Genomic DNA, 24,738 nt, shown 5'->3' with positions numbered 1-24,738 from the left:
CATCGAAAAGTAGAAACTATGCAGTCAGCAATACGGATTACAACCAAAGTTCTTGCAGGAAATAAACTTGAAATTCAAGTGCCACCTGGATCGGTGGGCGAAGAGGTTGAAGTTTTTGTGATCATACCAGAAAAGCCGCAAGGCGGGCGGCGTAAGGTGTTGGAATTGCTTACAGAAATCCGCAGCCGTCATGTCTCTAGAACTGTTGAAGAAATTGACCGGGAACTAGAAGAAGAAAGAAACTCATGGGACAACTAAACCTACCATCCTCTGCTACAATTTACTTGGATACACAAGTCATTATTTACACCGTTGAAGCTCACCCGAATTACTATTCGCTTCTCCAACCCTTGTGGCTGAAGTTTCAAACAGGTGAGATTGAACTTATGACCAGTGAATTGACGTTACTGGAAACCTTAGTTTTCCCTCTGAAAAATGCTAACACTATCTTAGTCAGTGACTACGAACAACTTTTATTATCCTCAGATATACAGCTAGTTCCCATCACTCAATCTGTACTGAGAACAGCAGCTAATTTAAGAGCTAATACCAATCTCAAAACCCCTGATGCTATTCATGCTGCAACAGCCATCAGTGAAGGTTGTACGCTGTTTCTCACCAATGACAATGGATTTCGTAATGTTCCCAATCTATCTGTTGTCATCCTGAGTGATGTTTTGGCATCATAATCATAGGCGATCGCATTCCCAAAATAATGCTATTCTTCTCTTTGGATATATCTGAAAACCTGTTCAACCGTCAGGTTGACTTCGGGGAAGGCAGATGACAAAATACGATTTCTGATAGGACTTACACACGGGTGGTCAGAAACCGGGTTTTTTACGAGAATACTTCGTTGAGGCCAGCAGAAACAGCTAAAAACCCGGTTTCTAACGTAGCCTACTGACTAAACTGTTGAGCGTAGTAGCCAGCATAGCGATCGCCCTTTTCCAGCAACTCCTCGTGCGTCCCTGATTCGACAATTCTGCCTTTTTCCAAAACTAAAATGCGATCGGCTCTCCGCACAGTAGCCAAGCGGTGCGCGATAATAAACACAGTGCGATCGCGCATCAATCTTTCCAGCGCTTCTTGCACTAAACCTTCGGATTCCGAATCCAGCGCCGATGTCGCTTCATCCAAAATCAATATTCTCGGATCGAGCAAAACTGCACGGGCGATCGCAATTCTTTGTTTTTGTCCCCCAGATAAATTTACACCCCTTTCTCCTACCCAAGTTTGATAGCCGTCAGGAAACTGACTAATAAATTGATGAGCGTTGGCAATCTCCGCAGCTTTTTGAACATCTTTCAGTTCATAATAAGATTGACCGAAAGCGATATTTTGAGCAATTGTACCCGAAAAAAGAATAGTTTCCTGCGGTACAATGCCGATTTGCCGCCGCAGAGTATTTAAGGTGACATCTTGAATATCAATACCATCAATTAAAATCTGTCCCGCTTGCGGATCGTAAAATCTGGGTAACAAGTTTACTAAAGTAGTTTTACCCGCACCGGATGCACCCACGAGGGCAATCATTTCTCCGGGCAGCACCAACAAACTCATATTTTGTAAAATCGGTGTCTCTGAGTTATAGGCAAAATTAATGTTGCGATATTCGACTTTGCCTGTAACATGGGGAAGTTCGATCGCCCCCGACTTTTCGACTACTGTCGGTTGAATTGCTAATAATTCAAAAATGCGATCGCTAGAAGCTTCTCCCTGCTTGAAATCGCCGTAATTAGCAGTGGTAATGGCGATCGGGTCAATTAAAAGTGCCACCCCTGCGATATAACTGATAAATTGAGTACCTGTGAGATTTCCTTGAGAAATTTGCCAACCTCCCAAGAAAAAGAGCAAAATTACGCTCATCGCTTCCAGAAAGCCAACTACAACGAACTGAAGTGCTTTTACTCTTTCTGACAAATACTTAGCGCGGCGGTTTTGTTCTGCTTCTTCTGCAAAGCGGGCAATTTCGTAGTCTTCAGCCACAAATGCTTTGATTAAACGAATGCCGCTGAATACTTCTGTCAGCAAAGCTGATAAATCAGAGATACGATTTTGACTTTGCCGCGAGTAACTTAGCAGTTTCTCCCCAAACCAACCAATTAAAATAGCCATCAGCGGTGCAATAATTAATGCACCTAAAGTTAATTGCCAGTTGAGATAAATCATATATCCCAGAACCGCAATTAGCTGCAAAACACAAGGGATAAATTGATGAAAAAATTTATTTACGACTTCGCCAATGCGGTCAATATCTTCGGTGAGGCGGTAGGATAAGTCTCCGGTTTTGGCAGTTTCAAAGTAGCCGATATTGAGTTTTTGCAGGTGGGAGTAGACTTTTTTGCGAATTTCTAAAGCAATAGTCAAAGCAGCTTTTGCCATCAGCGTATCTTGACCGTACTGGGCTGTACCGCGAAGTAGAAATATAATGGCGCTGAGTGCAGCAATTTGAGCGAACCCTTGTAAATCTCCTTTTCCTATAAATTTGGCTGTTTCGCCAACCAGCCACGCTATAATCGGCCAGAATATGGTAAATACTACGGTACAAGCTAATGCTTTACCGATGGTTTGTTTTTGGGGACGGAGGTAGGGTAAGATTTGCCAGTATGTCGATCGAGTTTTCAAGATATTTTGCCCTCGCAAATTCTGTTTTTGGGGATCTCTGCAAGAATATTCAAACTTCGATCCCCCCTAACCCCCCTTAATAAGGGGGGGACAAGATTATTATTCAAAGTCCCCCTTCTTAAGGGGGATTTAGGGGGATCTCTGCGTCACTCATTGCGTAAGTCATAGAGATATTGGAGCCAGAATATGATAACAGCGATCGGACAAATCTCAACAATCATTCTTCACCAAAAGCATCCGGGATACAAAGCCCCCGGATTAATCCGTGGGTTAATTGTCCAATTCTTCAATTCTAAAATCTAAAATCTAAAATCATTCTTGAGCGTCTGCATGAGTCGCTAGTACCTGAGCCCCCGCGACAACTTCGCCCCGAAAGGCGGCTGACTGTCCGGGTGCAAGAGTAACTGGTTGAGCGTAGATAAATCCGTTGTCAATTAAATTGCCTGACTCGTCCAAAACTTCATAATTGACTTTGACATTCTTGATTGTTTTGCAGCCTTGATTAAGCACTTGACCGCTAAAAAAGTTGCCGTCATAATTAGCCGCCGCAATTGACACTTTTGCAGCGATGTTGGAACCGGGAATGCAAGTTTGGGCAGTTCCCGAGGCTGGCTGTTTCTCGCACAATTTGCCCAAGTCTACTGTTTTGCCGTCGGGGGTTTTCATGTAGCAAAACGGCTCGTCAAGTGGTGAGTTTTGAGCAAGTGTATTTGTAGCTTCTGTAAGCAAAGGGCGAGCCGATATCGGCGAGATTAGCAAACTAGATAAAGCTACTGTTAAAGGTAAAATAATCATGTTTTTTTGCAAAAAGTTGTACATAATAATTCACATGATTTTTACGTTTGCATATCTCTATTTATGGTGCACCTTACGAGTAATTTAAATTTTTGGGCGGGCTAGAAGCCCACCCCACAAGAATTAGATGCACGGGCTAGGAGCAACGGCAAACAAGAATTAGATGCGACCCCTACGAGATTATCTAATACTCGGCTTCCTATTCCTAAGATTCTGCGCTCCGGGAACTTTCCGGCTGGGACGGCGACTGTTCAAACTGCTAGCAGTTCGAGCATTCAAAGCATTAGCAGGAGCTATCAAACCCAAATCTTGCAAAATTTCAACAGCCGCCCTTTGTCCAGTTTCGCAACCACCTTCCATGTAACCTTGATTTTCCAGCGAAGTGTGTTCCCCGGCAAAAAATAAGTTCCCAACTCGTTCGCCTTCAACGCCGTACATTTGCGTCCACTGTCCGACTAAATAGCAGGAATAAGAACCTTTAGAAAAGCGTTCTCCCGGCCAATAAGCACGCACAGCTTTGCCCGATCGCAAATTTCTCACTCCGGGAAAAACTCTTTCAAATTGGTTCAAAAATCTTTGTGCTTGGTCTTCTGGAGTTCCGGCACCGATCGACAAACCCTGCTTTCCTCCTGTAAAATTAGTAACTAAACCGTTAGGAGTAGGAGCAAAAGGCGTAGCTTCCCAGGTATTTTGGAATCCTAAATCGCTATAAACAGAAGCAGTCGATCGATAAGGTTCCCGCCAAATTCGGCTGCGGTAGCCGGTAATTAACTTAGAATTAGTACCGTAACCCAACTGCTCGATCGCCCTAAGCTTCGGTTGGGGCAAAGGTACGTTAATTTTAACGTCTCGCAGAGTGCTGAACGGCAAAGTTAACAAAACTCGCTCGTAAGTGCGCTCGAACGCGCTTAGTCCCGATCGCAAATTTACCCGATAGCGGCCATCCGGCAAAAGAGTAATCGCTTCCAAAACCGTCCCCGCCTCGATCGAACCAGACAATTGACCCGCCAAACGGTTGATAATTTGACTGTTGCCGCCGTCAATTTGATAACGCTCATCGCTGTTGCCATACAATTCAAAACTGCCAGGTTCAGAACCGATTAAAAACAGCAGATTTAACGCCGACTGTTCTTCAGGATCTCGACCGTATTCAGTCGTGTAAGCAATGCGGAGTAGCTGGCGGACAATCGTGCTAGTCTCAGCTTGGTCTACATATTCAGCGATCGAAAGATTGTCTAATCTTTCCGCTGCTTCTGTAAAATCTTGATAGCTAATTTCATCGCCAACCGCCTCCAAATCAGCAGTAATTTTACTCGCTAGTGGCGCAAATTCCGCGATTAATTGCTCAAGAGGAAATCGTCGCCCTTCAAAGAAAAAAGTATCCTTCACCAATCCACTCTGCACTTGGGCTAAGTCGATCGCCTGCAAACCCAATTCCGTCGCCAGCGAGATTAAATTAGTGTGGCCGGTGTCAATAAATTCTCCCCCCAGATCCGCCGGAATCAGCGTTCCAGCCACCTTGGGAATAGTGCGAATCCGCCCCCCCACGCGATTCGTTGCCTCGATTATATCGGCGCGCACGCCCGCTTGGCGCAAGCGATAAGCCGCCGTCAAACCCGCAATCCCCGCACCCACAACCAAAATGGGCGATCGTCCGCCCTGTTGAGCAAAAGCTCCCCCTCCCTCCCTGGTAAAAGTCGCAGCAGCGGCAGCCCCCGCAGCAGCTAAACCCCCGTGCAGCAACTGGCGACGAGATATGGCAGAATTAGGAATGCGATCTGTCAGCATCCCCAGCAGTTCATCAGCCGGAATGCCCGTTTCCCTTGATTTCTGGGCAATACTAGCAGCGCGGCGCAGCATAGCCATCAGTGCAGACTTAGCCATAGTTAAGACATCCTCACAAAACAAAACTTTGATGTAAACTGGATTCTCGATCGTGCAATTTCCAGACTAAAGTCCAGAGAGATTTTTTTAATAATGCTAACCCTCAGAACACTGTTCGACAGCAAATTTTATCTCGAAAACAACTCAGATGTCGCCGTAGCAGTTGCCAGAGGCACGGTATCGAGTCCCTTCGATCACTACCGAAAAATTGGCAAATTTGAAAATCGCGACCCGAATGCCCTGTTCGACGCCAGCTATTATTTAGACACCAATACAGATGTAGCGGTATCAGCCAAACTCAATGGCTTTTCAGTCGCAGATCACTTTATCAGATTCGGTCAATTTGAACGACGCAACCCCAACCCTTTCTTCGATGTTGGTTTCTATTTAGCAAGCAACCCAGATGTTCAGACAGCAGTCCAAACAAATCAATTTACCCCTTTTGAACACTACTTCAAAGCCGGTCAATTAGAAAACCGCAAAGCCAGCGTTTTCTTCGATCCCAGCTTTTATCTAGAAAAATATCCCCTGGTAGCAGCCGCAGTCCAAAACGGCGCAGTTAAAAGTGCGATCGACCATTACATTCAATTCGGTCTACAAGAAGGACTGTTGAGCACTCTCCCCGATCCCTCAGACAATTTGAACGCAGCAAAAAGCCTGGGCATTCTCACAGAAATTCAAACTGCCAGCGATTTTGTGGGAGATGCTGAACCAGCCGACATTTACAGTTTCATCCTCAATACTCCCAGCCTTTTCAGTGTAACTGTTGACGGCTTGAGCGCAGATGTTGATGTTGAATTAATTCAAGATCTTAACGGCAACGGCGCAGTTGGATTAGACGATCTTATTGCTTCGTCTAACAATTTAGGCACGGCTTCAGAAACAATTGTCAGCAATGGGCCTTTACCTGCGGGGACTTATTTTGTCCGCGTTTCTCAATTTCAAGGCGATACAAATTATGACTTGAGATTGCTAGCAGCTCCTTCTCCCACTCCGCTTGTATGACAGGATGGCTTACAGTCGAAGGCAGCCCAAATTTGAAGGTGGAAGACAGAAGGCAGAATTAAAGAAAAATTTATCATTCCCTAATTCTGCTGGTTTGTCAGTTAGATGTTGTCCGGTTAATTGCTTATAATAGAATTGTTTGTTGTCAGCTTTTTAAGAGAATAAAGGATTGAAGTCCTCACTACAAACTTAATTATATTTTTTTGACCGGACTTGATATTAAAACAAACAATTCTCTCTTCATTCTTCCATCTTTCATTTTCCTTAAAGCCGATGTTTCACTTATTAGTTTCTTACCCCCTGGGAGAGGGCAAAGATTGAACAGGTGTCGGAGGCCAATTAGAGCGACTTCTGGTGAGAGTAGTAGACACCAAAGCATAGCCTAAAATAGCAGGAAGGACGATCGCACTCAGAAACACGATCGTCACCGCCCAACTCATCGTATTCGAGATCGGGCCGTAATGAGTGCGGTAAGGGTCAAAGGTTGGTAAATTAGGCCTCGGCGCGTCCCGCAGCGCGATCGGACGTTTGAACCGCACCCGCCTGTCGTCTAGCTTTTCGAGCAAAATCCAGCCAACTTCCGCCTCTTCCCGGCATAGCTTGTGAAAAATCGCAGGATTGCGGAACAAATCGTTGCTAGCCCGCACAATCTTGTACTCCCAAACCGTCAAATCAACAGCATTAGGTTCAGATTTGGGATTGCCCTTGGCTGGCGCATTTTCAGGCGCATTAAAATTATCCTCTTGAGATTCGTACCTAGTCAAAACTTCCTCCTCCTCATCGCATTTTTGCCCCGCATCCCATTGCTCGTGGCTCACCAAAAGACCCACAAGCGCAGTCTCCAAGCCGAGACTGCCAATCATCAAACTCCAAATCAGAATTTCCACCATAAAAGGAGTTAAAAGTTAAAAATCAAAAACTCAAAAGACTCGCTTTTAACTTTCAATCTTTAATTTTTAAATAGCCTTCTACCACACAATCTGCACCCACCGCGCGCCAAGAAACCCGCTCTAAAGTCAAAGCCTCAGTCATTGCCGAAAAGCCCAAATCTCCCACAGGAGTTGGAGCTCCTTGGCCACCGACAATTTTAGGAGCAATAAAAGCCATAATTTTTTGAACTGCACCCTCAGTAATTGCCTGAGCCGCCAAAGTGCCACCGCACTCCCAGAGTACAGAAAGAAAAGATCGATCGTACAAATAAGCCATAACATTAGTCGGTGTCAGAGGCGAGAGCTCCACAACTTCCACCCCTTTGGCAATCAAAAATTCCTGAAATTCCGGGTTAACCCCAGGCTCAGTCAGCACCAAAGTAGCCGCCACAGAGGTTTCCCACAACCAAGCAGACTTCGGCAAATCCAAAGTGCGGCTCATCACCACCCGCAGAGGATTATTCCTATCAGGCTTGTGACTCGTCAGTAGGGGATTGTCCAGACGCACCGTATTTCCCCCAACAATCACAGCATCGCAGCCGACGCGCACCCGGTGAACCTCGCTCCGAGCCTCCTCGCCTGTCACCCAAGCGCTGTGGCCGCTACTGGTAGCAATTTTACCGTCCAAAGTCATTGCATATTTCAAAATTCCAAAAGGCCGGCGGTGCAAAATCCGGTGCACAAACGCCTCGTTGAGTTTCTGGCAAGCTTCCCCTTCCACTCCCGCCACCACTTCAATGCCAGCCTCTCGCAACCGGGCTAGCCCACTTCCAGCTACCAAAGGATTCGGATCGACCATGCCAGCCACTACTTTTGCCACCTTGGCCTTAACTAAAGCTTCGGAACAGGGGGGAGTCCGGCCGTAGTGGTTGCAGGGTTCCAGGTTCACGTAGACGGTCGCTCCTTCGGCGAGTTCCCCCGCTTCTCGGAGCGCAAAAACTTCGGCGTGAGGTTGACCGGCACCGGGATGAAACCCTTCGCCGACAATCTTGCCGTCTCGGACAATTACAGAACCGACAAGGGGGTTGGGTGCGGTTTTGCCGAGAGCACGGCGAGCCAATTCTATGCAGCGGCGCATCATGGCTCGATCGAACTCTTGAACTTCGCTGTTTTCCAGTTGTTTTGTACCTTGCTGCTGTCCGTTAGTTAAGCTGGCGATCGCTTTAGCGTGCGCCGGAAAAGTTTCCATAGGATTTTGGTATTATATCTATCCCTGAGTGTACTGAACTTTGATGCTAATTTTGGCTGCGATCCGACGATCGATTGCGGCTGGGGCAAACTGTACGTTACCAGGAGTGAAGGGCAATTTAGGGCATCGATCCGGCACGCCCGATCGAATAGCTTTAACATGAGTAAAGAATAGCAGGCGCTTGAGAAAACAATGAGTCAGGACATGAAGCGGGAATTTGCCAGCCGCGACGAATTAATTGCCTACGTGCGTGAACAGTTCCCCGAAGCCGCCGCCCAGGATAGTAACGTACCCCCAACCCCAGGCGGGCGCAAAGCAGCCGAGACAGCCCTGCAACAAATTGACCTCGGCAAATACGCCTCAACCCGCAATTTCCTCAACGGTGCGGTAACGCGCTTGTCGCCCTATTTGCGCTACGGAGTTTTGAGTCTTGCGGAAGTCCGGGATGCCGTACTGGAGAAGGTTCGGCATCCAGAAGAGGCCGTAAAACTCGTCAACGAGTTGGGTTGGCGGGATTATTGGCAGCGACTGTACGCCGAATTGGGCAACGGGATTTGGCAAGACCGGGAACCCTACAAAACTGGTTACACTGCTAAAGATTACAGCGAAACTCTGCCACAGGATGTCGTCGAGGGCACGACTGGTTTGGTTTGCATCGACAGTTTCAGCCGCGAGTTGCGAGAAACTGGTTATTTGCACAATCACCAGCGGATGTGGACTGCCGCTTATCTCGTACACTGGCGCCGCGTGCGTTGGCAAGCCGGAGCTCGCTGGTTTTTACAACATTTGCTAGATGGAGATCCGGCGAGCAATAATCTTTCTTGGCAGTGGGTAGCGAGCACTTTTAGTCACAAACCTTATTTTTTTAATCGGGAAAATTTGGAGCGTTACACTAAGGCGGTTTATTGTCGCGATTGTCCTCTGTATGGGCAATGCGATTTTGAGGGAACTTACGAATATTTGGAAGGGAAGTTGTTTCCTAATGGAGAAAAGGTCGATCGTAGTGGCGGTTCTAAAAGTTGGCAAGGCTCTAAAAAAGGTAGCAGAAATTAAAAATTCATTAGTCATTAGTCATTAGTCATTAGTCATTAGTCCAATAGTCCGGACAGTTTTCAATCACTAACGGCAGAATGAGGGTTTCAGCCTTCTCAGTGAGGTCAAATACTAACGGTAGAATGAGGGTTTCAGCCTCGGCCTCAAAAACTGTCCGGAGTATTGTTAGTCATTAGTCATTAGTTATCAACAGTCAACAGTCAACAGTCAACAGTCAACAGTCAACAGTTAACAGTTAACAGTCAACAGTTAACAGTCAACAGTCAACAATTACTAATTTATGAACAATCCGATTATTTGGCTGCACGGTGACTGCTTGAGTCCTGAAGGCCCGGCTTTTCAAGCGCACCCACAGGCACCGGCAATCTGGGTTTGGGATGATGCGCTCATTGATGAATGGCAGTTGAGTCTCAAACGAATGGTGTTTATTTACGAATGTTTGCTGGAGTTGCCGGTAGTTATTCGGCGGGGTGATGTGGCTGCAGAAGTTATCGCTTTTGCGATCGAATCCGGCGCGAATCAAGTGGTAACTGCGGAAAGTCCCAGTCCTCGGTTTCAGGATATTTGCCGGGAAATTAAGCGATCGCACCCAGTAGAAGTTTTGCCACCCGAACCCTTTGTCCGCTACGATGGTTACATTGATTTGAAGCGTTTTTCTCGCTATTGGCGCGTCGCTGAAAAATATGTTTTCTAATTGTAATTGGAAATTGGAAATTGGAAATTGAAAATTGAAAATTGGAAATTGAAAAGAGGTGTTCTTTTCTCTTCTTCCCTCTTCCTTCTTCCTTCTTCCCTCTTCCTTCTTCCCTCTTCCTTCTTCCTTCTTCCTTCAACTCCCCTTCAAACGCTCCAACAGCCATTGAAATCTCGATGCCGCCAAATCGGGATTTTCGACATTTTCCGGGATAGCGCCCTCGTCGTCGGGTTCTTGATATATTAAACCATCACTATCATCGCCAAAACGTTTGACTGTACCCCGCAGTCTCGACGACAGAAATTTGGTAATCGCCCGATAAAACCGCAGGGAAAAAAGCACGTCTTTCTCTAGTTTTTCAGTTAGCAGCCGCCGGGGAATTGACAGGATGAGGCACTCTTCAATTGCCGTGACGCTAGCAGAAGGAAGCCTCCCGTCTACAAAAGACATTTCGCCCAAAACTTCCCCGGAAATAATTTTTCCAATTTCTTTGTCGCCCAAAGATGATACAGAAACGCTCAAAGTTCCCTCCAGAACTATGTACAGGGCGTCTAAGGGCTTACCTTCGGTGATCAGGGTTGTGCCGGGGAGGACTTGGGTGCGGGTGCCGTTGGCGAGCATCCAATCGATGTCGCGATCGCTCAATTCGCCTAATATGACTAGAACTTTGCTCATAAAGTCAGGTTGAGATGAGATAATTTGTATTTTTTTACTTGTTTAGTTGCGTGCTGTTGTGAGATGGTCAGACCCTGAGCGAAAGCGAAGGCTAAACTTTACAAATAGAACACTAAATTTTACACAATTTTCATAAAATTCCGTAATTTTTACACGATCGACCCACAAATATTTCTCGGATCGGTGGTATTATTCTACATTAATTGTCATGGACTGTGCAGCAGCCGATCGCGTTGTATTAACTGCACTTGCGGTGGACGGCGGGGCTGCCAAAACAGTTTTGAAAGCTTGTTGTCTCTTGGTTTCGAGCTGGTGCGCCCTCAAAAACCGGATTTTTCCGGCGTGGCTGCGAGTGCAGCGCCCCCAAGTACAGTCTTGTAGAATGCAAGCCAGACGCGCGATCGACCCATCAATTAAACAGGATTAAGAATGGAATCATCCCTAGGATTGATTTTTACCCGATCGATCTGTAAATTAAAATTAGCCTCTAAACCCGCCGTCCGTTCTTGAATCTAATCAGCTTGAGAGTTGACTATTCAACGGTAAAATGGCAATCTAGGAACAACACAACTCATATTTGTGTCTTTTTTGAGCAAAGCTCTCGACGGTCGCCCTCAAACACTTACACTTTTAACACACCCTTCATTGAGGAGTTTCTATGAATAGTCTATTTTCCAAGTCTACTTTTGCGTTAATAAATCTTGCAGCTTTAGCTGTTTGTTGCAGTAGTATGTCAGCGAAAGCTGAAACTGGCAACTTGCCCGATGTCGCTACAACTGCAACAATAGCCGCTCAAAATATTGACCAAATTTCTGAGCCGACGGCAACTTCAGCAGTTAAACCCGACGCAGAAACAACGGCTAGTAATAAAAAAATTGATTCAATCAGTTGGAGCGAACTAACAGAAGCGGCAGAGCCAGCAGCCTCTGAACAGACAGCCAACTTGCAAGTATCTATTGCTGCACCTGAAAAATCGGAAGCAGCAACATCTGAAATTGCTGAGACTGAAACAGCGCCAAATACATCCATTGCTGCCGAGACCCAAAAGTCGGAAGAAACCGCTAAAATTGCTGATAATGATGTCAAAGTGCACTCAACAGTCGAGACTGCCAAAAAGAGCGATCGACCTACCTCCATTGTTGCCCAAAGCAATAATCTTGAAGTAACAGCAACGAAGGAAGAAAAAGAAGTCCAAACAGCACAAGAATTGTTGAGCAATCCTGTCAGCACTTCCGCCTCAGCTTTGACAAACCAACCCAAAGTTGCTGAAAAACCTGCAACTGTCTCGGAACCAACTGAAAAAGTGGCTCAGGGAACTCAAATTCGACCAGGCCGAGCTACCCGTTCTGGACCCAGCTACATCGGCATTGGCGGCAATCTAGGTTTTGGCGGAGATTCAGCTTTAGGCGACGGTTCATTTGCCATTATTAGCAAAATCGGTTTGACAAACAATTTGTCGGTGAGACCGACTGTTTTGTTCCAGGACGACTTAGCTTTTCTAGTTCCCGTTACCTTCGATTTTGTATCTCAAAATACCGTCGAAGTCACCGAGGATTTTGTGATTACTGCTGCTCCTTATGCAGGTGCTGGCGTGATAATTTCTACCGGGGATGACGGTACTTTGGGCTTCCTGATTTCGGGGGGTGTAGATGTGCCGCTGACGAGAAATTTTACAGCAACAGCGGGACTGAATGTTGGTTTTGTAGACGGAGCTGAAGTGGGATTGTTAGTCGGTGTCGGCTATACGTTCCCGAATATTGCCCGGTAGTGTTGCTGTTTGAGCAAACGCAGGACAAATAAATAGGCGCGGGGTTGGCTGTCGGAATACAGTCAACCCTTTTTGATGATGGAAAATTTGCCTATGCGATCAATGTAGGGTGCGCCATAAGCACAGACCGGTAATGTAGGTTGCGTCATCAGCACAGAGCGCCGATATTGATTTTTGTGAAAGATATAATGATGGTGCGATCGTACTTTCTCACCAACCACCCGAAAAAACCGTGACCAAAACAGAAATCTTAGCAGCACTCAAAAATCTGACAGCAGAAGAACGCCTAGAAATTATCGAAACAGCTTCGCGGATGATGCGCGAAGAAATAGAAGAAAAAGCCCAGCGTAAAGTTGAGCGAAAGCAGAAACTCAGAGCTGCAGCAGAAGCAGCAGTAAAAGATTATATGCCGGGAGGTGCTTTACATGATTTGTGGTCGGCTGACAGCGAACCCTATTTTGAATCCGAGGAAGAATACCTGAACGCAGGGATAAAAACTAATGCGTAGAGGTGAAATCTGGCTGGTTGCGCTTGAACCTACTGTGGGCGCCGAAATCGGCAAAACCCGTCCGGTAGTAATTGTCAGCGATGAAACGGTGGGAATTTTGCTGCTTGAAGTTATTGTTCCTATCACTGACTGGAAAGAGCGATACACCGAGAGAAATTGGATGGTTCGACTAGAACCGAGTGGCGAAAATGGCTTGACTAAAGTCTCCGCCGCCGACGCTTTTCAAGTCCGTTCCGTTTCCCAACAAAGATTTGTCCGACAACTCGGAACCCTGTCCGAGACAATTATGGAAGAAATTGCAGAAGCACTGACAATTGTTCTGGATCTAGATTGAATAACTAGGCAACAGCGTACAAATAGTGTTATTTATAGATAGATTGTATGGCGCGATGGCCTAAATGATTCCTATACAACTTACACTCAAAAATTTTCTCAGCTATCGCGAAGCTGCTTTAGACTTTCGCGGCTTGCACACTGCTTGCATTTGCGGGCCTAACGGTGCTGGCAAATCCTCCCTCTTAGAAGCCATATCCTGGGCACTTTGGGGCTGTTGTCGTAGCGATACAGAAGACGATATCATCCATATCGGCGAAACAGATGTCCGCGTTGATTTCACTTTCTCGACCGGCGGCCAAATCTACCGGGTGATTCGCAACCGTCGGCGCGGACAATCGGGAAGTTTGGAATTTCAAGTCAGCTTGAATTCGGCCGAGAGTGAGGAAAAACTTAATTTTCGCACGCTCACAGACAAAGGTCTGAGAACAACTCAGCAAAAAATCCTCGAACACATCAAACTAGATTACGATACCTTCATCAACTCGGCGTATTTGCGGCAGGGGCGAGCTGATGAATTTATGCTCAAAAAGCCGATCGAACGCAAACAAGTTTTAGCCAACCTGCTCAAGCTCGACTCCTACGATACTTTATCCGACCAAGCCAAGGATACCTCCAAACAATTTAAAGCTCAAGTCGAAGTGCTCAAACAGAGTTTGCTAACCGTACAAGAGCAACTGCAACAAAAAGAGACGATCGCCTCCGAACAAACTCAATTGCAGCAAGCAACCGATTTGCTTCAGCAGCAGCAGCAAGCCGACACAACCGAGTTACAGCAACTGCAACTCCAGCACCACAACCGCCAAACTTGGCAAAAACTCCTCGCCGGCCACCAGCAACAGCACTACAATATCACTCAAGAATGCCGCCGCTTGCAGCAGGAACTCAACGCAGCCAAACAGCAGCAAAATGAGCTGCAAGCCCTCCTACAACAAGAAAAGGAAATAACAGCAGGCATCGCGTATTTCCAAAGCTTGCAAGCCACAGAAGAAACTCTGGCTGGCAAATTCAAGGTTAATCAACAAGCCCAAAATCAGCGTCAGCAGTTGCAAGAACAGCAACGGCAAGAACTGAGCTTTTTGCAAAGCAAAATTCAGCAGTTGCAAGCTCAATTAGATGTTTTAGAACAGGAAGAAAAAGATGTTCTGGAAATTCTCAAACAGCAGCCGGAGGTTGACAAAGGACTCGCACAGTTGCAAGCAGTTCGATCGCGCCTCAACGAACTAGAGCAACTGCAATTGCAAGTTTCGCCGCTGCTACAACAGCAGCAGCAAAAGCAACAAAAGCTCGATCGCGCCCGCGCCGGTTTAACCGCCCGCTTAGACGAAATCAACCGACAGGTGCAAGTTCAGCAGCAGCAGCGACAGCCGCAATTACAGCAGGAAATCTCGGCCATCGGCAATCAAATTTTGCAGTTGGAAAACAAGCGAGTTTATCAGCAGCGAGTCCGCGAAAAAGGTCAAGAAAGGCACGACTTTCTGGGAAACCTGCAAGCCAAAAGCCGCGACTATCAAACCAGACTCGCCGAGCTCGACCAAAAACTGCAACTGCTGCGGAAACATGAAGGAGAAAAAACCGCAGGCGAAGGTCAAGCCTCGAATTTTGCGGAAAACGAGCCATCGAATTCGCCTTTAATGGTGCGGGATGCAAATTTTGGCAATTGTCCTTTGTGCGATCGGCCTTTAGACGAACACTACTGGAATTTGGTAGTCACAAAACACCACTCCCAACAGCAGGAAATCTGGAACCAACTGTGGGTTGTCCGCGAACAGTTGGCCGTCTCTGAGCGCGAAATTCAAGTTCTCAGACATGAATACCGCGAACTAGAAGAGGAATTAGCGCCCTACCAAGAATTGCGGGAACGCCGCAGTCATTTACAAGCACAATTAGATAGCCTGGGCCAAGACGAAAACCGACTGCAAAGTATGCGTCAAGACGCGGCAGAAATCGAGCGGTTGTTACGCACCGGCGAGTATGCAGCCGAGGATTTGGGCGAACTCCAGCAAATCGAACAGCAACTGCAACAGCTCAATTATAGCGATCGCAGCCACTCCCTCGCCCGCAGCGATGAAAAGCGCTTGCGGTGGGCGGAAATTAAGCAAGCTCAAATCAAAGATGCTCAGCAGAAACTGAATAAAATTAATGCCCGCCGCCCGGATTTTCAAACTCAATTAGCCACCGTACAGCAACAGTTAGAACAGCAAAAAAATAGCTCGGAAATACAGCAGCAAATTCTGTCTTTAGATAGATACATTGCGGAAATTGGCTATAATTTGGAACAGCACGAACACGTCCGCAGCGAAATGCGCCGATCGCAGTTTTGGATTGCGCGCGCCGAAAAATTGCGATCGGCAACTGTGCAGTACCCGCAAGTGCAGCAGCGGGTTAATGAAATAGCAAATTCCATCGCAGTGCGCGATCGAGATTTGCAAGCTGTCAGTGCTCAAACTTCCGCGATGAACCAGCAATTGCAAGAACATCCCGATCCCACAGCCAGAATAAGTGCGATCGAACAGCAAATCAGTCGCCGCCGCCAGCAGCTAGACCAACATTTAGGAAGTCTCGGACGCCTCCAGCAGCAGCAGCAAAATCTGGAAAATCTGCAAGTTCAGCTAGTAGCTCAAAAAGAGCAAATGCAAGTTGCCAAACGCCAGCAGCGAGTTTATCAAGAGTTGGGTCAAGCATTTGGTAAAAATGGCATTCAAGCTTTAATGATTGAAAATGTTTTGCCTCAACTTGAAGCTGAAACAAATCAGATATTGTCGAGATTGAGCGCGAATCAATTGCACGTTCAATTTATTACTCAGCGGGCTGCTGCTTCTAAAAAAGCAACTAAATTGATTGACACTTTAGACATTTTAATTGCTGATGCTCGCGGTACTCGCGCCTACGAAACTTACTCGGGCGGTGAAGCTTTTCGGATTAATTTTGCGATTCGGCTGGCGCTGGCGAGACTGCTGTCTCAGCGGGCGGGAACGGCTTTACAAATGTTGATTATTGATGAGGGGTTCGGGACTCAGGATGCTGAAGGTTGCGATCGGCTGATTGCTGCAATTAATGCGATCGCCTCCGACTTCGCCTGCATCCTCACCGTTACCCATATGCCCCACCTGAAAGAAGCTTTTCAAGCCAGGATTGAAGTAAGCAAAACTGCTCAGGGTTCTTGCATCAACTTGTCCATTTAAAAGGGTTGGCGAGCCGGATGGAAGGAGGAGAAGAAAAAAAGTTCAACATATCAGTATTTTCACCTTCTATTTTCTGTGGGCATTCGGTATTTTTACCTTCTGTTTTCTGGATAAGTGCCTAATGCCTTCGGTGATACTAATTTCCCAAAAGAAGCAACTGTACACCCATCATCCAAACCATGATGGAATCAGTCATTGCCAATCCAAAATCTAACATCTAAAATGGTATTAGTCGTCTCCCTCGCCGACTTTTTTGGGCTGCTGACTTTGTTAACAAAGCTAAATTAAAAATAAGATTATAGAATAAGAATAGCTTAAGGTGTGTAGAATTTTTTATTCTTCTGTCCGCTCCGCAGGAGCGTGAATATTGCTACAGATGACAACAGACTCTTTCAACCTGTCTCTCCTAGAGCGGGCGATCGCAGCGTCGAGCAACAGCATCCTCATCGCCGATGCTCGCAGGCCTGACATACCTATTATCTACTGCAATCCTGCTTTTGAGAAACTGACCGGTTACAGTGCCCAAGAAGTTATTGGACGCAACTGCCGGTTTTTGCAGGGCCCCGATACCGATCAGGCCGAATTAGACAAACTTCGCAGCAGTTTACGATCGGGAACGGAAATTCAGGTAGTTCTCAAAAATTACCGCAAGGATAAAACTCCTTTTTGGAATGAATTAATGGTTTCCCCCATCTTAGACAATGAGGGAAAATTAACTCATTTTATCGGAGTTCAGAACGATATTAGCAAAAGAGTAGCCGCCGAAACAGCGAGGGAAGAAAGCGAAGAAAGATTGCGGGCGATCGCCACTGTGACTCCCATTCCTATGTCAATTACGCGCATAGAAGATAGCGTTATTTTGTATGCAAATCCTGCCCTCGGAGCAAGTTTAGGTTTGAGTCATGAACAACTTATCGGGCGCAAAAAAATTGCACTTTATGCCAATATCAATGACCGCCGTCAATTGATAGGATTAGTCAAACAAAACGGCTTTAGCGACAGCGAAGAAATCTGCCTCAAGAAAGGAAATGGCAGTTTTTTTTGGGTAAAAATGTCGATGCGAGCGATTAATTTTAATGGCGAAGCCGCAATTTTATCGGCATTTCACGATATTACCGATCGCGTAGAAGTAGAGACCGCACTACGGCAAAGCGAAGCTAGGTTTCAAAAACTAGCCGCCAACGTTCCTGGGATGATTTATCAATTTCAGTTAGCAGCAGACGGCACTATGTCATTCCCCTACGTCAGTTCCGGCTGCCGGGAACTCTGGGAATTAGAGCCAGATGTACTCCAAAACTCAGCTATTCCCGCGATCGAAATGATTCATCCAGACGATGCGCCAAGCTTCCAGGAATCTGTTGGTATCTCAGCTAAAACTTTAGAGCCTTGGCGGTGGGAAGGCAGATTTGTTTTTCCGGGCGATCGGATTAAGTGGATTAGCGGAGCTTCCCGGCCAGAACAGGGCGAAAAAGGTGACATTATTTGGGACGGCGTGTTGATTGACATTAGCGATCGCAAACTTGCAGAATCAGCACTGATCCAAAGCGAAGCCAGATTCCAAAAAATGGCCGCCAACGTGCCGGGAATGATTTATCAATACTTGCTGCATCCCGACGGTTCCGATGAATTCATTTATGTAAGTTCAGGCTGTTGGGAACTCTACGAATTAGAGCCAGAAAAAATTCAAGAAAACTCCGGTTTAATGTGGTCAATGGTGCATCCAGAAGACCTAAAACCCATGTTAGAATCAATCACAATTTCCGGGAAAACTTTAAAACCTTGGATATATGAAGGGCGGATCGTAACCGGATCGGGAAAACTGAAATGGATTCGCGGCATCGCCCGCCCCGAAGCGCAGCCTGGGGGCGATATACTGTGGGAAGGGGTGACAATCGACATCAGCGATCGCAAGCTAGCAGAAATCGCCCTCAGCGAGTCAAAAATCGCCCTGCAACAAGCCAATCAAGAACTAGAAAAGCGCGTCCTAGAACGCACGGAAGCCTTGGAAACATCCCAAAAAATGCTGTGGTTAGTAATCAATAACATTCCTCAGTTAATTGCCTGGAAAGATCGAGATTTAGTTTACTTGGGAGGCAACAAAAACTTTGCCAAAGTCGCAGGTTTCAATCACCCCAGTGACATCGCTGGTCTCACCGACTTCGATATGCCCTGGAAGCCGGAAGAAACAGAATTTTTTCGATCCTGCGACCGCCGCATCATGACAACCAACACCCCTGAATATCACATCATAGAATTCAAAATGCAAGCCGATGGCACCCAGCGCTATCTGGATACAAATAAAATACCTTTACACGACAATTCAGGCAATGTTGTCGGCATTTTGTCTACGTTTGAAGATATCACAGATAGGCTTTTCCTAACAGCTAAAGTCCGGGCCAGCGAGGAACTATTTCGCACAATTTTTGAAGATGCACCCATCGCTATCTACTTAGCTAATTTAGACGATAACAAGTTAGTACGAGTCAATAAAACTTACTGCGAAATGCTGGGATATACTGCAGCAGAATTGCTCGCCCAAACATCTATTGAACTTGGGCATCCCGAAGATTCACCCAAAAATCTCCAAGTTGCTGATTCTCTTAAGCGGGGAGAAATTACTCACTATCAAATTGAACTCCGCCAGATTACCGCTACAGGTAAAATTGTTTGGGTAAACGTGACAGCTACTTTGATTCGAGACGGTGAAGGACAACCTATTTACAACTTAGGGATGATTGAAAATATAACCAATCGCAAAATTTCCGCCGCCGCACTCCAAGCTTCTGAATCTCAATTAAGAAAACAAGCCGCCCAATTGCAAGAAGCTTACGAACAACTACAAAACGCTCAAATCCAATTAGTTCAATCCGAAAAAATGTCGAGTCTCGGTCAGATGGTGGCTGGGATTGCCCACGAAATCAACAATCCGGCAACTTTTATTAACGGCAATATTTCTCATACCTACAACTATTTTCACGATTTAATTGAACTGTTAAGTCTCTACCAGGAATGCTATCCGTCCCCAGTACCTCAGATTTCTGAAAAAGTTAAGGACTTAGAGTTAGACTTTCTCAAGGAAGACTTGCCAAAAATGCTTAATTCCATGAGAGTAGGAGTAGAAAGAATCAGTAATATTGTGTTGTCGCTGCGGAACTTTTCGCGACTGGATGAATCAGAAATGAAGTTGGTAGACGTTCATGAAGGGATTGACAGTACACTATTAATTTTGCAGCACAGATTGCATCAGGCAAGTATAAAAAGTGGGATTGAAATTATTAAAGAATACGGAAAAACATCCAAAATTTACTGTTGTGCGGGTCAGTTGAACCAGGTATTTCTAAATATTATCAGCAATGCGATCGATGCTCTCGAAAACCAACCGGAACCTCGGACGATCGTGATTCGCACCCTCATGAAAAAAGCTGGGTTGAAAAGCCACAGTAAAAACCAGCTCAGTGATTGCGATCGCATTGTAATTTGCATCGCCGACAGTGGCCCGGGAATGAGCGAAGAGGTTCGCAAGCGGCTATTTGACCCGTTCTTCACCACCAAGCCCGTAGGGGCTGGAACCGGCTTAGGATTATCCATCAGCCATCAGATTGTGGTAGAAAAACATAAGGGAAGCCTGCAGTGCATCTCAGCGCCCGGACAGGGAGCGGAATTCTGGATTGAAATCCCCTGCTGAGCGATCGTCCATTAATCTAAAAGTTTAAATATCTAACTTTTAATTCCCAATTGCCGTCGGTGCTTGAGTTATCAGGGTTTTGAATTAACCGCACTCAGAGACCGGAACAAATCGCACTCAGCGGTGTGCTAATCTGCTGCCCTTATTCGCTAGGCAATTATGCTGAAAAAACTACCTTTATCCTGGTCTCGCTACATTCCAGCCGGGTTGACGCTGGCTTTGGGTGTCGGGCTGTCGGCCCTGGCATTCGCCTTGGTTTGGGACTGGGAAGACAAGCGCCGCGACTACGAAATGCACCGCCGCATCGACGATATTTCGATCGGCATCGAACGCCAGCTCAACTCCGACTTAGATACTGTTCTCGCCCTCAGCGACTACATGAAAGCCTTCAGCGCCGTCGAGCGTTCCTCTTTTGCGAGGTTTGTCACCCGTCCCCTATCCGTCCACCCCAGCCTGCAACTCCTGGCTTGGGCCCCCCGCGTCCCCAATTCGCAGCGGCGCAACTACGAAACCAAAGCTAGAACCGAAACAGAACCCAGCTTCGAGATTACAGAACGCGGCCCGCGAGGAGAACTCCGCAAGGCCCTCCAGCGTTCCGAATACTTCCCGGCTTTCTACGTCGAACCACCAGCCGGAAACGAGACAGTATTAGGCTTTGACCTCGCCTCCCACCCAGAAATCCGCGCCGCGCTCGATCGAGGGCGCGATACAGGAGAAATGATTGTCACCAACTACATCGGCTTAACTCAGGGCACTTCCCCGGAACAGGGTCTTTTGGCAATAGTTCCGATTTACGAAAACAGCAGTAACCCGACTACCCTGGAATCCCGTCGCCAATTGCTACAAGGATTTGTTCTGGGCGTATTTCGAGGCAAAGATATTTTCCAAACCTCTTTAAAAGGACGCAATACCGACTACCTCAATATTTATCTCGTTAGCGAGGCTCCAGACAAGCCACAAGCAGCGCCACTGTTACCGCAAAGGGCCAACCAGGTTCTCAAAAATCTCCCTGCTGAGAGGCAAATTCAGCAATTTGCGGTGCAGTTCCAATCCGCGAGCCAACAAGTGCTTCCAGCATCAGCCACTGCTGACCGATCCCTGATGCAAAACTGCCCGATTCTTGACAATCCAGGCCCGAACTATACAGCTTGCAGAAGGCGGCTGAAAATTAGCGGCCGCCAGTGGTCTATGTACGTGTCAGCAACACCGGAAATTCGCAGGCTTCGCAAGCACTGGCGCTCTTGGGGAACTCTGACGATGGGGATGCTGTGGACTCTGATTCCGGTGACATATATGCTGACATCTTTGAGCCGCACCGCCCAAATCGAAAAGCTAGCCCGAGAAAGAATTCGCCAAGCCGAACAGTTGCAGGCTGCTTACCTACAATTGGAACTCGAACAAGCTAAATCCGAGCAACTGCTGCTGAACGTTTTGCCTGCTGCGATCGCCCTGCGTTTGAAGGACAATGAACACAATATCGCCGAAAGTTTTGCGGAAGTAACTGTGATGTTTGCCGACATTGTGGGGTTTACAGAGCTTTCGTCGAGAATTTCAGCGACGGCGGTGGTGGAAGTGCTCAACGATATTTTTTCGGCTTTTGACCACTTGGCCGATCGCCACGGTTTGGAGAAAATTAAGACGATTGGTGACGCTTACATGGTTGTCGGCGGTTTGCCTACAGCCAGAGAGGATCACGCCGAGGCGGTTGCGAACATGGCGATCGATATGCTGCACGAAATTAGGCTGCTGAGTTTAGAACATTCGGAACCTTTCAGCATTCGGATCGGGATTAGCAGTGGCCCTGTCGTTGCCGGCGTTATCGGATTAAAAAAGTTTATTTACGACCTCTGGGGCGACACAGTAAATATTGCTTCGCGAATGGAATCCCACGGGATTACCGGCTGCATTCAAGTCACCGCCGAAACCTACGAGATATTAAAAGATAAATATACTTTTCAGAAGCGCGGCGCTATTCAAGTTAAGGGCAAGGGATACATGGTTACTTATTTGCTGACTGGGAAAAAAGATTATTGACCTAGCCCAAAAACGGATACAAGCCTCCGAATCCGCGATCGACTAAGACTTTCGATCGCAAAGCTAAAATAGTCTAAGCTCAAGGTATTCTATCACCCCTACACTAACTGAGGAAAAACCATGACGACGCTGCTAATTCAAACCCAAAGCGTCCCAATGACAGTCAATTTCCCTGCGATCCAATCGATGACTGTTGAACAGTTTTATGAATTCTGTCTGGTTAATCGCGATTTGAGAATTGAGCGTACTGCCAGTGGGGAAGTTATCATTATGTCACCCGCCTTTTCAGATACAGGGAATCGAAACGGTAAGATTGCCCTACAATTGGGGAACTGGGCAGAAGAAGATGGCACAGGTGAAACGTTTGACTCCAGTGCAGGCTTTACCTTGCCGAATGGAGCAACCCGCTCTCCCGATGCCTCATGGATTAAACTAGAGCGCTGGAATGCCTTAACTGAAGAACAAAAAGCCTCATTCGCACCGATTTGTCCAGACTTTGTGATTGAATTGCGGTCTGCTAGTGACACTCTCAAGGGATTGCAAAACAAGATGCAAGAATATATTGAGAATGGTGTATCGCTCGGCTTTTTGCTCGATCCCAAAAACAGAAAAGTCTACATCTACCGTCCCGATTGCGAACCTGAAATCTTGGATAATCCTGAAACAGTCAGCGCCGATCCAGAGTTACCGGGATTTGTCTTGCGGATGGCAAAAATCTGGTGATTTAGATTGTTAAACCATACTCAAAGACATCAATTCATCAGTCATTTCAAAATTCGCCGTCACGCTTTGCACATCGTCCAAATCTTCCAGTGCATCCATTAACTTCAGGAGCGATCGAGCTTTTTCAGGAGTGTCTATTTCCACTGTATTGCTGGGAATCCAGCGAGTTTCCGACTGCAAAACTGCAAAACTTTTTTGTTTCAAAACATCAGCCAACTGTTCCAAATTAGCCACGCTTGTAAATACCTCTGCACCTTCAGTATCCTCATCAATTAATATCAAATCATAAGATTCCGCAGCCGCCTCTAGCGACGCTTCAAACAATTGTTCCTCATCAATCGGGCCGCGTACCGTACAAACTCCTTTGTGGTCAAACATCCAGCCCACACAACCTGTTTCGCCCAAGTTTCCGCCATTTTTAGTAAAAGCTTCTCGCAAGTCAGCCGCTGTGCGGTTGCGGTTGTCTGTCAGCGCTTCAATCAGAATAGCAACCCCGCCAACGCCGTAACCTTCGTAGCGAATAGCTTCTAATTCCGAACTTCCCCCCGCCAAGCCCGCACCTTTGGCGATCGCCCTTTCTATGTTTTCATTAGGAATATCCGCCGCCTTGGCTTTTTCAATAGCCGTCCGCAGTTGAAAATTGCCAGCGGGATCGGGAACTCCGCTGCGGGCCGCGACAATAATTTCGCGAGATATTCTAGCAAAAACCTTGCCTTTAACGGCATCAACTCTAGCTTTTTGGCGTTTAATATTCGCCCACTTACTGTGTCCTGCCATACCTATTTAAGCTTTTCGATTTAAAATGTGCGATCAAGATTAAACAATAACACCCAGATTCGGACTAATCAGATTAACGTAGGGTGCACCTCGGCGCACCTTACACACATAGCATAAAATGCGATTTTTCGCACGAATCTCAACTTTAATTAAACCGGATCACGGCTTCAGAGTCAGTCAGGTGAGAAGTATCGCCATTAAGTGCGATCGACCATTCTCCCTCACCCCGCACCACTTTCACCAAACAGCATAAAGAAGCGTTAATTTCCGTTTCTGCACAGCCCGCCAGCCCGATCGCAGTTCCTAAAACCGACGCACCGTGACCTACCAATAGCATATCTTCTGGAAACTCAGTCGCGAGGCGTTTAGCAGTTTCCCCCGCCCTTTTGAGACAAGCTTCCCCAGTTTCGGGATAATTAGCAATACCGCCTTTGTAGGAAGCATCAATCCTGGGAAAACGCCTGCACAAAGCTTCGACTGACTCTGTTTCCGGCATTTCTGTCATCCATTCCGGATTCAGCCATTCGCACAGTCCCCACTCTAGTTTAATTGACAAATCGAGAGCTTCTGCCGCGTGATTTGCTGTTTGGACTGTTCGCAGAAAAGGGGAAGCAAAAATATGAGAAATTCCTTCACCTTTGAGGCGATTGGCGAGTTGTTTAGCTTGAACGTGACCGTCTTCGGAAAGGTGGGGATCGTAGCGGTGTTCTGCGGTGATAAACCAGTCGGGGTTAACGAAGTCGATGCGGTTTCCGTGTCGTGCGATCCAGACTGTTTGTGGCATGAGTTGGTTTGAGTTTGGCTTCTAGGTGTAATATTATATCAAAGTTTGTTAATTTGATTTCTTGCGAAGCTATTGATGAGATTTTTTTT

At 46.7% G+C, this 24,738-nt stretch carries 21 protein-coding genes; 13 read left to right on the top strand and 8 right to left on the bottom strand.

Annotated elements, in window-relative coordinates; all coding sequences use genetic code 11:
- Window positions 1-18 precede the first annotated feature (18 nt).
- Together QUB37_RS13795 and QUB37_RS13790 are read left to right on the top strand one after the other, a co-directional pair.
- A complete protein-coding gene (locus QUB37_RS13795; protein WP_332974168.1) occupies window positions 19-258 on the top strand; it encodes a hypothetical protein in 240 nt (79 codons plus the stop codon).
- On the top strand, window positions 246-689 hold the full coding sequence (locus QUB37_RS13790; RefSeq protein ID WP_333093073.1) for a type II toxin-antitoxin system VapC family toxin: 444 nt from the start codon (window positions 246-248) through the stop codon (window positions 687-689). The genes QUB37_RS13795 and QUB37_RS13790 overlap by 13 nt, the downstream gene beginning before the upstream one ends.
- Window positions 690-900: 211 nt before the next feature.
- On the opposite strand, the gene QUB37_RS13785 is transcribed toward QUB37_RS13790, so the two are convergent.
- The 3 genes from QUB37_RS13785 to QUB37_RS13775 all read right to left on the bottom strand — a co-directional run bounded on the left by QUB37_RS13785 (window position 901) and on the right by QUB37_RS13775 (window position 5,307).
- Complete coding sequence (locus QUB37_RS13785; protein WP_333162803.1) at window positions 901-2,628, bottom strand: ABC transporter ATP-binding protein; 1,728 nt, start codon at window positions 2,626-2,628, stop codon at window positions 901-903.
- Window positions 2,629-2,940: 312 nt separating this feature from the next.
- Window positions 2,941-3,423, bottom strand: coding sequence for an FxLYD domain-containing protein (locus QUB37_RS13780; RefSeq protein WP_333162801.1), 483 nt, complete (start codon window positions 3,421-3,423; stop codon window positions 2,941-2,943).
- 180 nt (window positions 3,424-3,603) lie between these two features.
- Window positions 3,604-5,307 (bottom strand): NAD(P)/FAD-dependent oxidoreductase, encoded by a 1,704-nt coding sequence (locus QUB37_RS13775; protein WP_333162799.1) that lies wholly within the window; start codon window positions 5,305-5,307, stop codon window positions 3,604-3,606.
- Window positions 5,308-5,400: 93 nt separating this feature from the next.
- Here QUB37_RS13775 and QUB37_RS13770 point away from each other — a divergent pair, with 93 nt between their 5' ends.
- Complete coding sequence (locus QUB37_RS13770; protein ID WP_333162797.1) at window positions 5,401-6,312, top strand: PPC domain-containing protein; 912 nt, start codon at window positions 5,401-5,403, stop codon at window positions 6,310-6,312.
- Between the two features lie 293 nt (window positions 6,313-6,605).
- Here QUB37_RS13770 and QUB37_RS13765 read toward each other — a convergent pair whose 3' ends face one another.
- Together QUB37_RS13765 and ribD are read right to left on the bottom strand one after the other, a co-directional pair.
- A complete protein-coding gene (locus QUB37_RS13765; protein WP_333162795.1) occupies window positions 6,606-7,202 on the bottom strand; it encodes a hypothetical protein in 597 nt (198 codons plus the stop codon).
- A 52-nt stretch (window positions 7,203-7,254) separates the two neighbouring features.
- Entirely contained in the window at window positions 7,255-8,430 is a 1,176-nt protein-coding gene (ribD, locus tag QUB37_RS13760) for a bifunctional diaminohydroxyphosphoribosylaminopyrimidine deaminase/5-amino-6-(5-phosphoribosylamino)uracil reductase RibD (RefSeq protein ID WP_333162793.1), read from the bottom strand.
- Between the two features lie 192 nt (window positions 8,431-8,622).
- Between ribD and QUB37_RS13755 the strand changes: the two genes are divergently transcribed.
- On the top strand, window positions 8,623-9,483 hold the full coding sequence (locus QUB37_RS13755; protein WP_333162791.1) for an FAD-binding domain-containing protein: 861 nt from the start codon (window positions 8,623-8,625) through the stop codon (window positions 9,481-9,483).
- 280 nt (window positions 9,484-9,763) lie between these two features.
- On the top strand, window positions 9,764-10,177 hold the full coding sequence (locus QUB37_RS13750) for a hypothetical protein (RefSeq protein WP_333162788.1): 414 nt from the start codon (window positions 9,764-9,766) through the stop codon (window positions 10,175-10,177).
- 135 nt (window positions 10,178-10,312) lie between these two features.
- On the opposite strand, the gene QUB37_RS13745 is transcribed toward QUB37_RS13750, so the two are convergent.
- Window positions 10,313-10,852, bottom strand: coding sequence for a cyclic nucleotide-binding domain-containing protein (locus QUB37_RS13745; protein ID WP_333162786.1), 540 nt, complete (start codon window positions 10,850-10,852; stop codon window positions 10,313-10,315).
- A 208-nt stretch (window positions 10,853-11,060) separates the two neighbouring features.
- Here QUB37_RS13745 and QUB37_RS13740 point away from each other — a divergent pair, with 208 nt between their 5' ends.
- From QUB37_RS13740 to QUB37_RS13705, 8 genes are all read left to right on the top strand, one after another.
- Complete coding sequence (locus QUB37_RS13740; protein ID WP_333162784.1) at window positions 11,061-11,279, top strand: hypothetical protein; 219 nt, start codon at window positions 11,061-11,063, stop codon at window positions 11,277-11,279.
- A 303-nt stretch (window positions 11,280-11,582) separates the two neighbouring features.
- A complete protein-coding gene (locus tag QUB37_RS13735) occupies window positions 11,583-12,620 on the top strand; it encodes a hypothetical protein (RefSeq protein WP_333162783.1) in 1,038 nt (345 codons plus the stop codon).
- A gap of 232 nt (window positions 12,621-12,852) precedes the next feature.
- A complete protein-coding gene (locus tag QUB37_RS13730) occupies window positions 12,853-13,128 on the top strand; it encodes a hypothetical protein (RefSeq protein ID WP_333162781.1) in 276 nt (91 codons plus the stop codon).
- Entirely contained in the window at window positions 13,121-13,462 is a 342-nt protein-coding gene (locus QUB37_RS13725) for a type II toxin-antitoxin system PemK/MazF family toxin (RefSeq protein WP_015175564.1), read from the top strand. The genes QUB37_RS13730 and QUB37_RS13725 overlap by 8 nt, the downstream gene beginning before the upstream one ends.
- A gap of 64 nt (window positions 13,463-13,526) precedes the next feature.
- A complete protein-coding gene (locus tag QUB37_RS13720) occupies window positions 13,527-16,646 on the top strand; it encodes an AAA family ATPase (protein ID WP_333162777.1) in 3,120 nt (1,039 codons plus the stop codon).
- 376 nt (window positions 16,647-17,022) lie between these two features.
- Complete coding sequence (locus tag QUB37_RS13715; RefSeq protein WP_333162775.1) at window positions 17,023-20,331, top strand: PAS domain S-box protein; 3,309 nt, start codon at window positions 17,023-17,025, stop codon at window positions 20,329-20,331.
- A 159-nt stretch (window positions 20,332-20,490) separates the two neighbouring features.
- Complete coding sequence (locus QUB37_RS13710) at window positions 20,491-22,365, top strand: adenylate/guanylate cyclase domain-containing protein (protein ID WP_333162773.1); 1,875 nt, start codon at window positions 20,491-20,493, stop codon at window positions 22,363-22,365.
- 120 nt (window positions 22,366-22,485) lie between these two features.
- On the top strand, window positions 22,486-23,088 hold the full coding sequence (locus QUB37_RS13705) for a Uma2 family endonuclease (protein WP_333162771.1): 603 nt from the start codon (window positions 22,486-22,488) through the stop codon (window positions 23,086-23,088).
- Window positions 23,089-23,097: 9 nt separating this feature from the next.
- Here the strand turns inward: QUB37_RS13705 and QUB37_RS13700 are convergent, their stop codons facing one another.
- Window positions 23,098-23,865, bottom strand: a complete 768-nt coding sequence (locus tag QUB37_RS13700; RefSeq protein ID WP_333162769.1) for a YebC/PmpR family DNA-binding transcriptional regulator — start codon at window positions 23,863-23,865, stop codon at window positions 23,098-23,100.
- A 145-nt stretch (window positions 23,866-24,010) separates the two neighbouring features.
- Window positions 24,011-24,649 carry a histidine phosphatase family protein gene (locus QUB37_RS13695; RefSeq protein WP_333162767.1) on the bottom strand — a complete coding sequence of 213 codons (639 nt, stop codon included), beginning with the start codon at window positions 24,647-24,649 and terminating at the stop codon, window positions 24,011-24,013.
- Window positions 24,650-24,738 lie beyond the last annotated feature (89 nt).

This window comes from Microcoleus sp. AT3-A2 (genome assembly GCF_036705685.1).
In the GTDB taxonomy this organism is placed as follows: domain Bacteria; phylum Cyanobacteriota; class Cyanobacteriia; order Cyanobacteriales; family Microcoleaceae; genus Microcoleus.
The sequence above is the reverse complement of the archived record's forward strand: the minus strand, read 5'-3'. Positions and strand labels throughout refer to the sequence as shown.

Excerpts from the sequence above, each read along its gene's own strand:
- QUB37_RS13720 (WP_333162777.1), top strand. The coding sequence starts at position 13,527 with ATGATTCCTATACAACTTACACTCAAAAATTTTCTCAGCTATCGCGAA.
- QUB37_RS13775 (WP_333162799.1), bottom strand. The coding sequence starts at position 5,307 with ATGGCTAAGTCTGCACTGATGGCTATGCTGCGCCGCGCTGCTAGTATT.
- QUB37_RS13770 (WP_333162797.1), top strand. The coding sequence starts at position 5,401 with ATGCTAACCCTCAGAACACTGTTCGACAGCAAATTTTATCTCGAAAAC.
- QUB37_RS13765 (WP_333162795.1), bottom strand. The coding sequence starts at position 7,202 with ATGGTGGAAATTCTGATTTGGAGTTTGATGATTGGCAGTCTCGGCTTG.
- QUB37_RS13725 (WP_015175564.1), top strand. The coding sequence starts at position 13,121 with ATGCGTAGAGGTGAAATCTGGCTGGTTGCGCTTGAACCTACTGTGGGC.
- QUB37_RS13780 (WP_333162801.1), bottom strand. The coding sequence starts at position 3,423 with ATGATTATTTTACCTTTAACAGTAGCTTTATCTAGTTTGCTAATCTCG.
- QUB37_RS13750 (WP_333162788.1), top strand. The coding sequence starts at position 9,764 with ATGAACAATCCGATTATTTGGCTGCACGGTGACTGCTTGAGTCCTGAA.
- QUB37_RS13790 (WP_333093073.1), top strand. The coding sequence starts at position 246 with ATGGGACAACTAAACCTACCATCCTCTGCTACAATTTACTTGGATACA.
- QUB37_RS13745 (WP_333162786.1), bottom strand. The coding sequence starts at position 10,852 with ATGAGCAAAGTTCTAGTCATATTAGGCGAATTGAGCGATCGCGACATC.
- QUB37_RS13795 (WP_332974168.1), top strand. The coding sequence starts at position 19 with ATGCAGTCAGCAATACGGATTACAACCAAAGTTCTTGCAGGAAATAAA.
- QUB37_RS13740 (WP_333162784.1), top strand. The coding sequence starts at position 11,061 with ATGGACTGTGCAGCAGCCGATCGCGTTGTATTAACTGCACTTGCGGTG.
- QUB37_RS13695 (WP_333162767.1), bottom strand. The coding sequence starts at position 24,649 with ATGCCACAAACAGTCTGGATCGCACGACACGGAAACCGCATCGACTTC.
- ribD (WP_333162793.1), bottom strand. The coding sequence starts at position 8,430 with ATGGAAACTTTTCCGGCGCACGCTAAAGCGATCGCCAGCTTAACTAAC.
- QUB37_RS13715 (WP_333162775.1), top strand. The coding sequence starts at position 17,023 with ATGACAACAGACTCTTTCAACCTGTCTCTCCTAGAGCGGGCGATCGCA.
- QUB37_RS13755 (WP_333162791.1), top strand. The coding sequence starts at position 8,623 with ATGAGTCAGGACATGAAGCGGGAATTTGCCAGCCGCGACGAATTAATT.
- QUB37_RS13710 (WP_333162773.1), top strand. The coding sequence starts at position 20,491 with ATGCTGAAAAAACTACCTTTATCCTGGTCTCGCTACATTCCAGCCGGG.
- QUB37_RS13735 (WP_333162783.1), top strand. The coding sequence starts at position 11,583 with ATGTCAGCGAAAGCTGAAACTGGCAACTTGCCCGATGTCGCTACAACT.
- QUB37_RS13700 (WP_333162769.1), bottom strand. The coding sequence starts at position 23,865 with ATGGCAGGACACAGTAAGTGGGCGAATATTAAACGCCAAAAAGCTAGA.
- QUB37_RS13705 (WP_333162771.1), top strand. The coding sequence starts at position 22,486 with ATGACGACGCTGCTAATTCAAACCCAAAGCGTCCCAATGACAGTCAAT.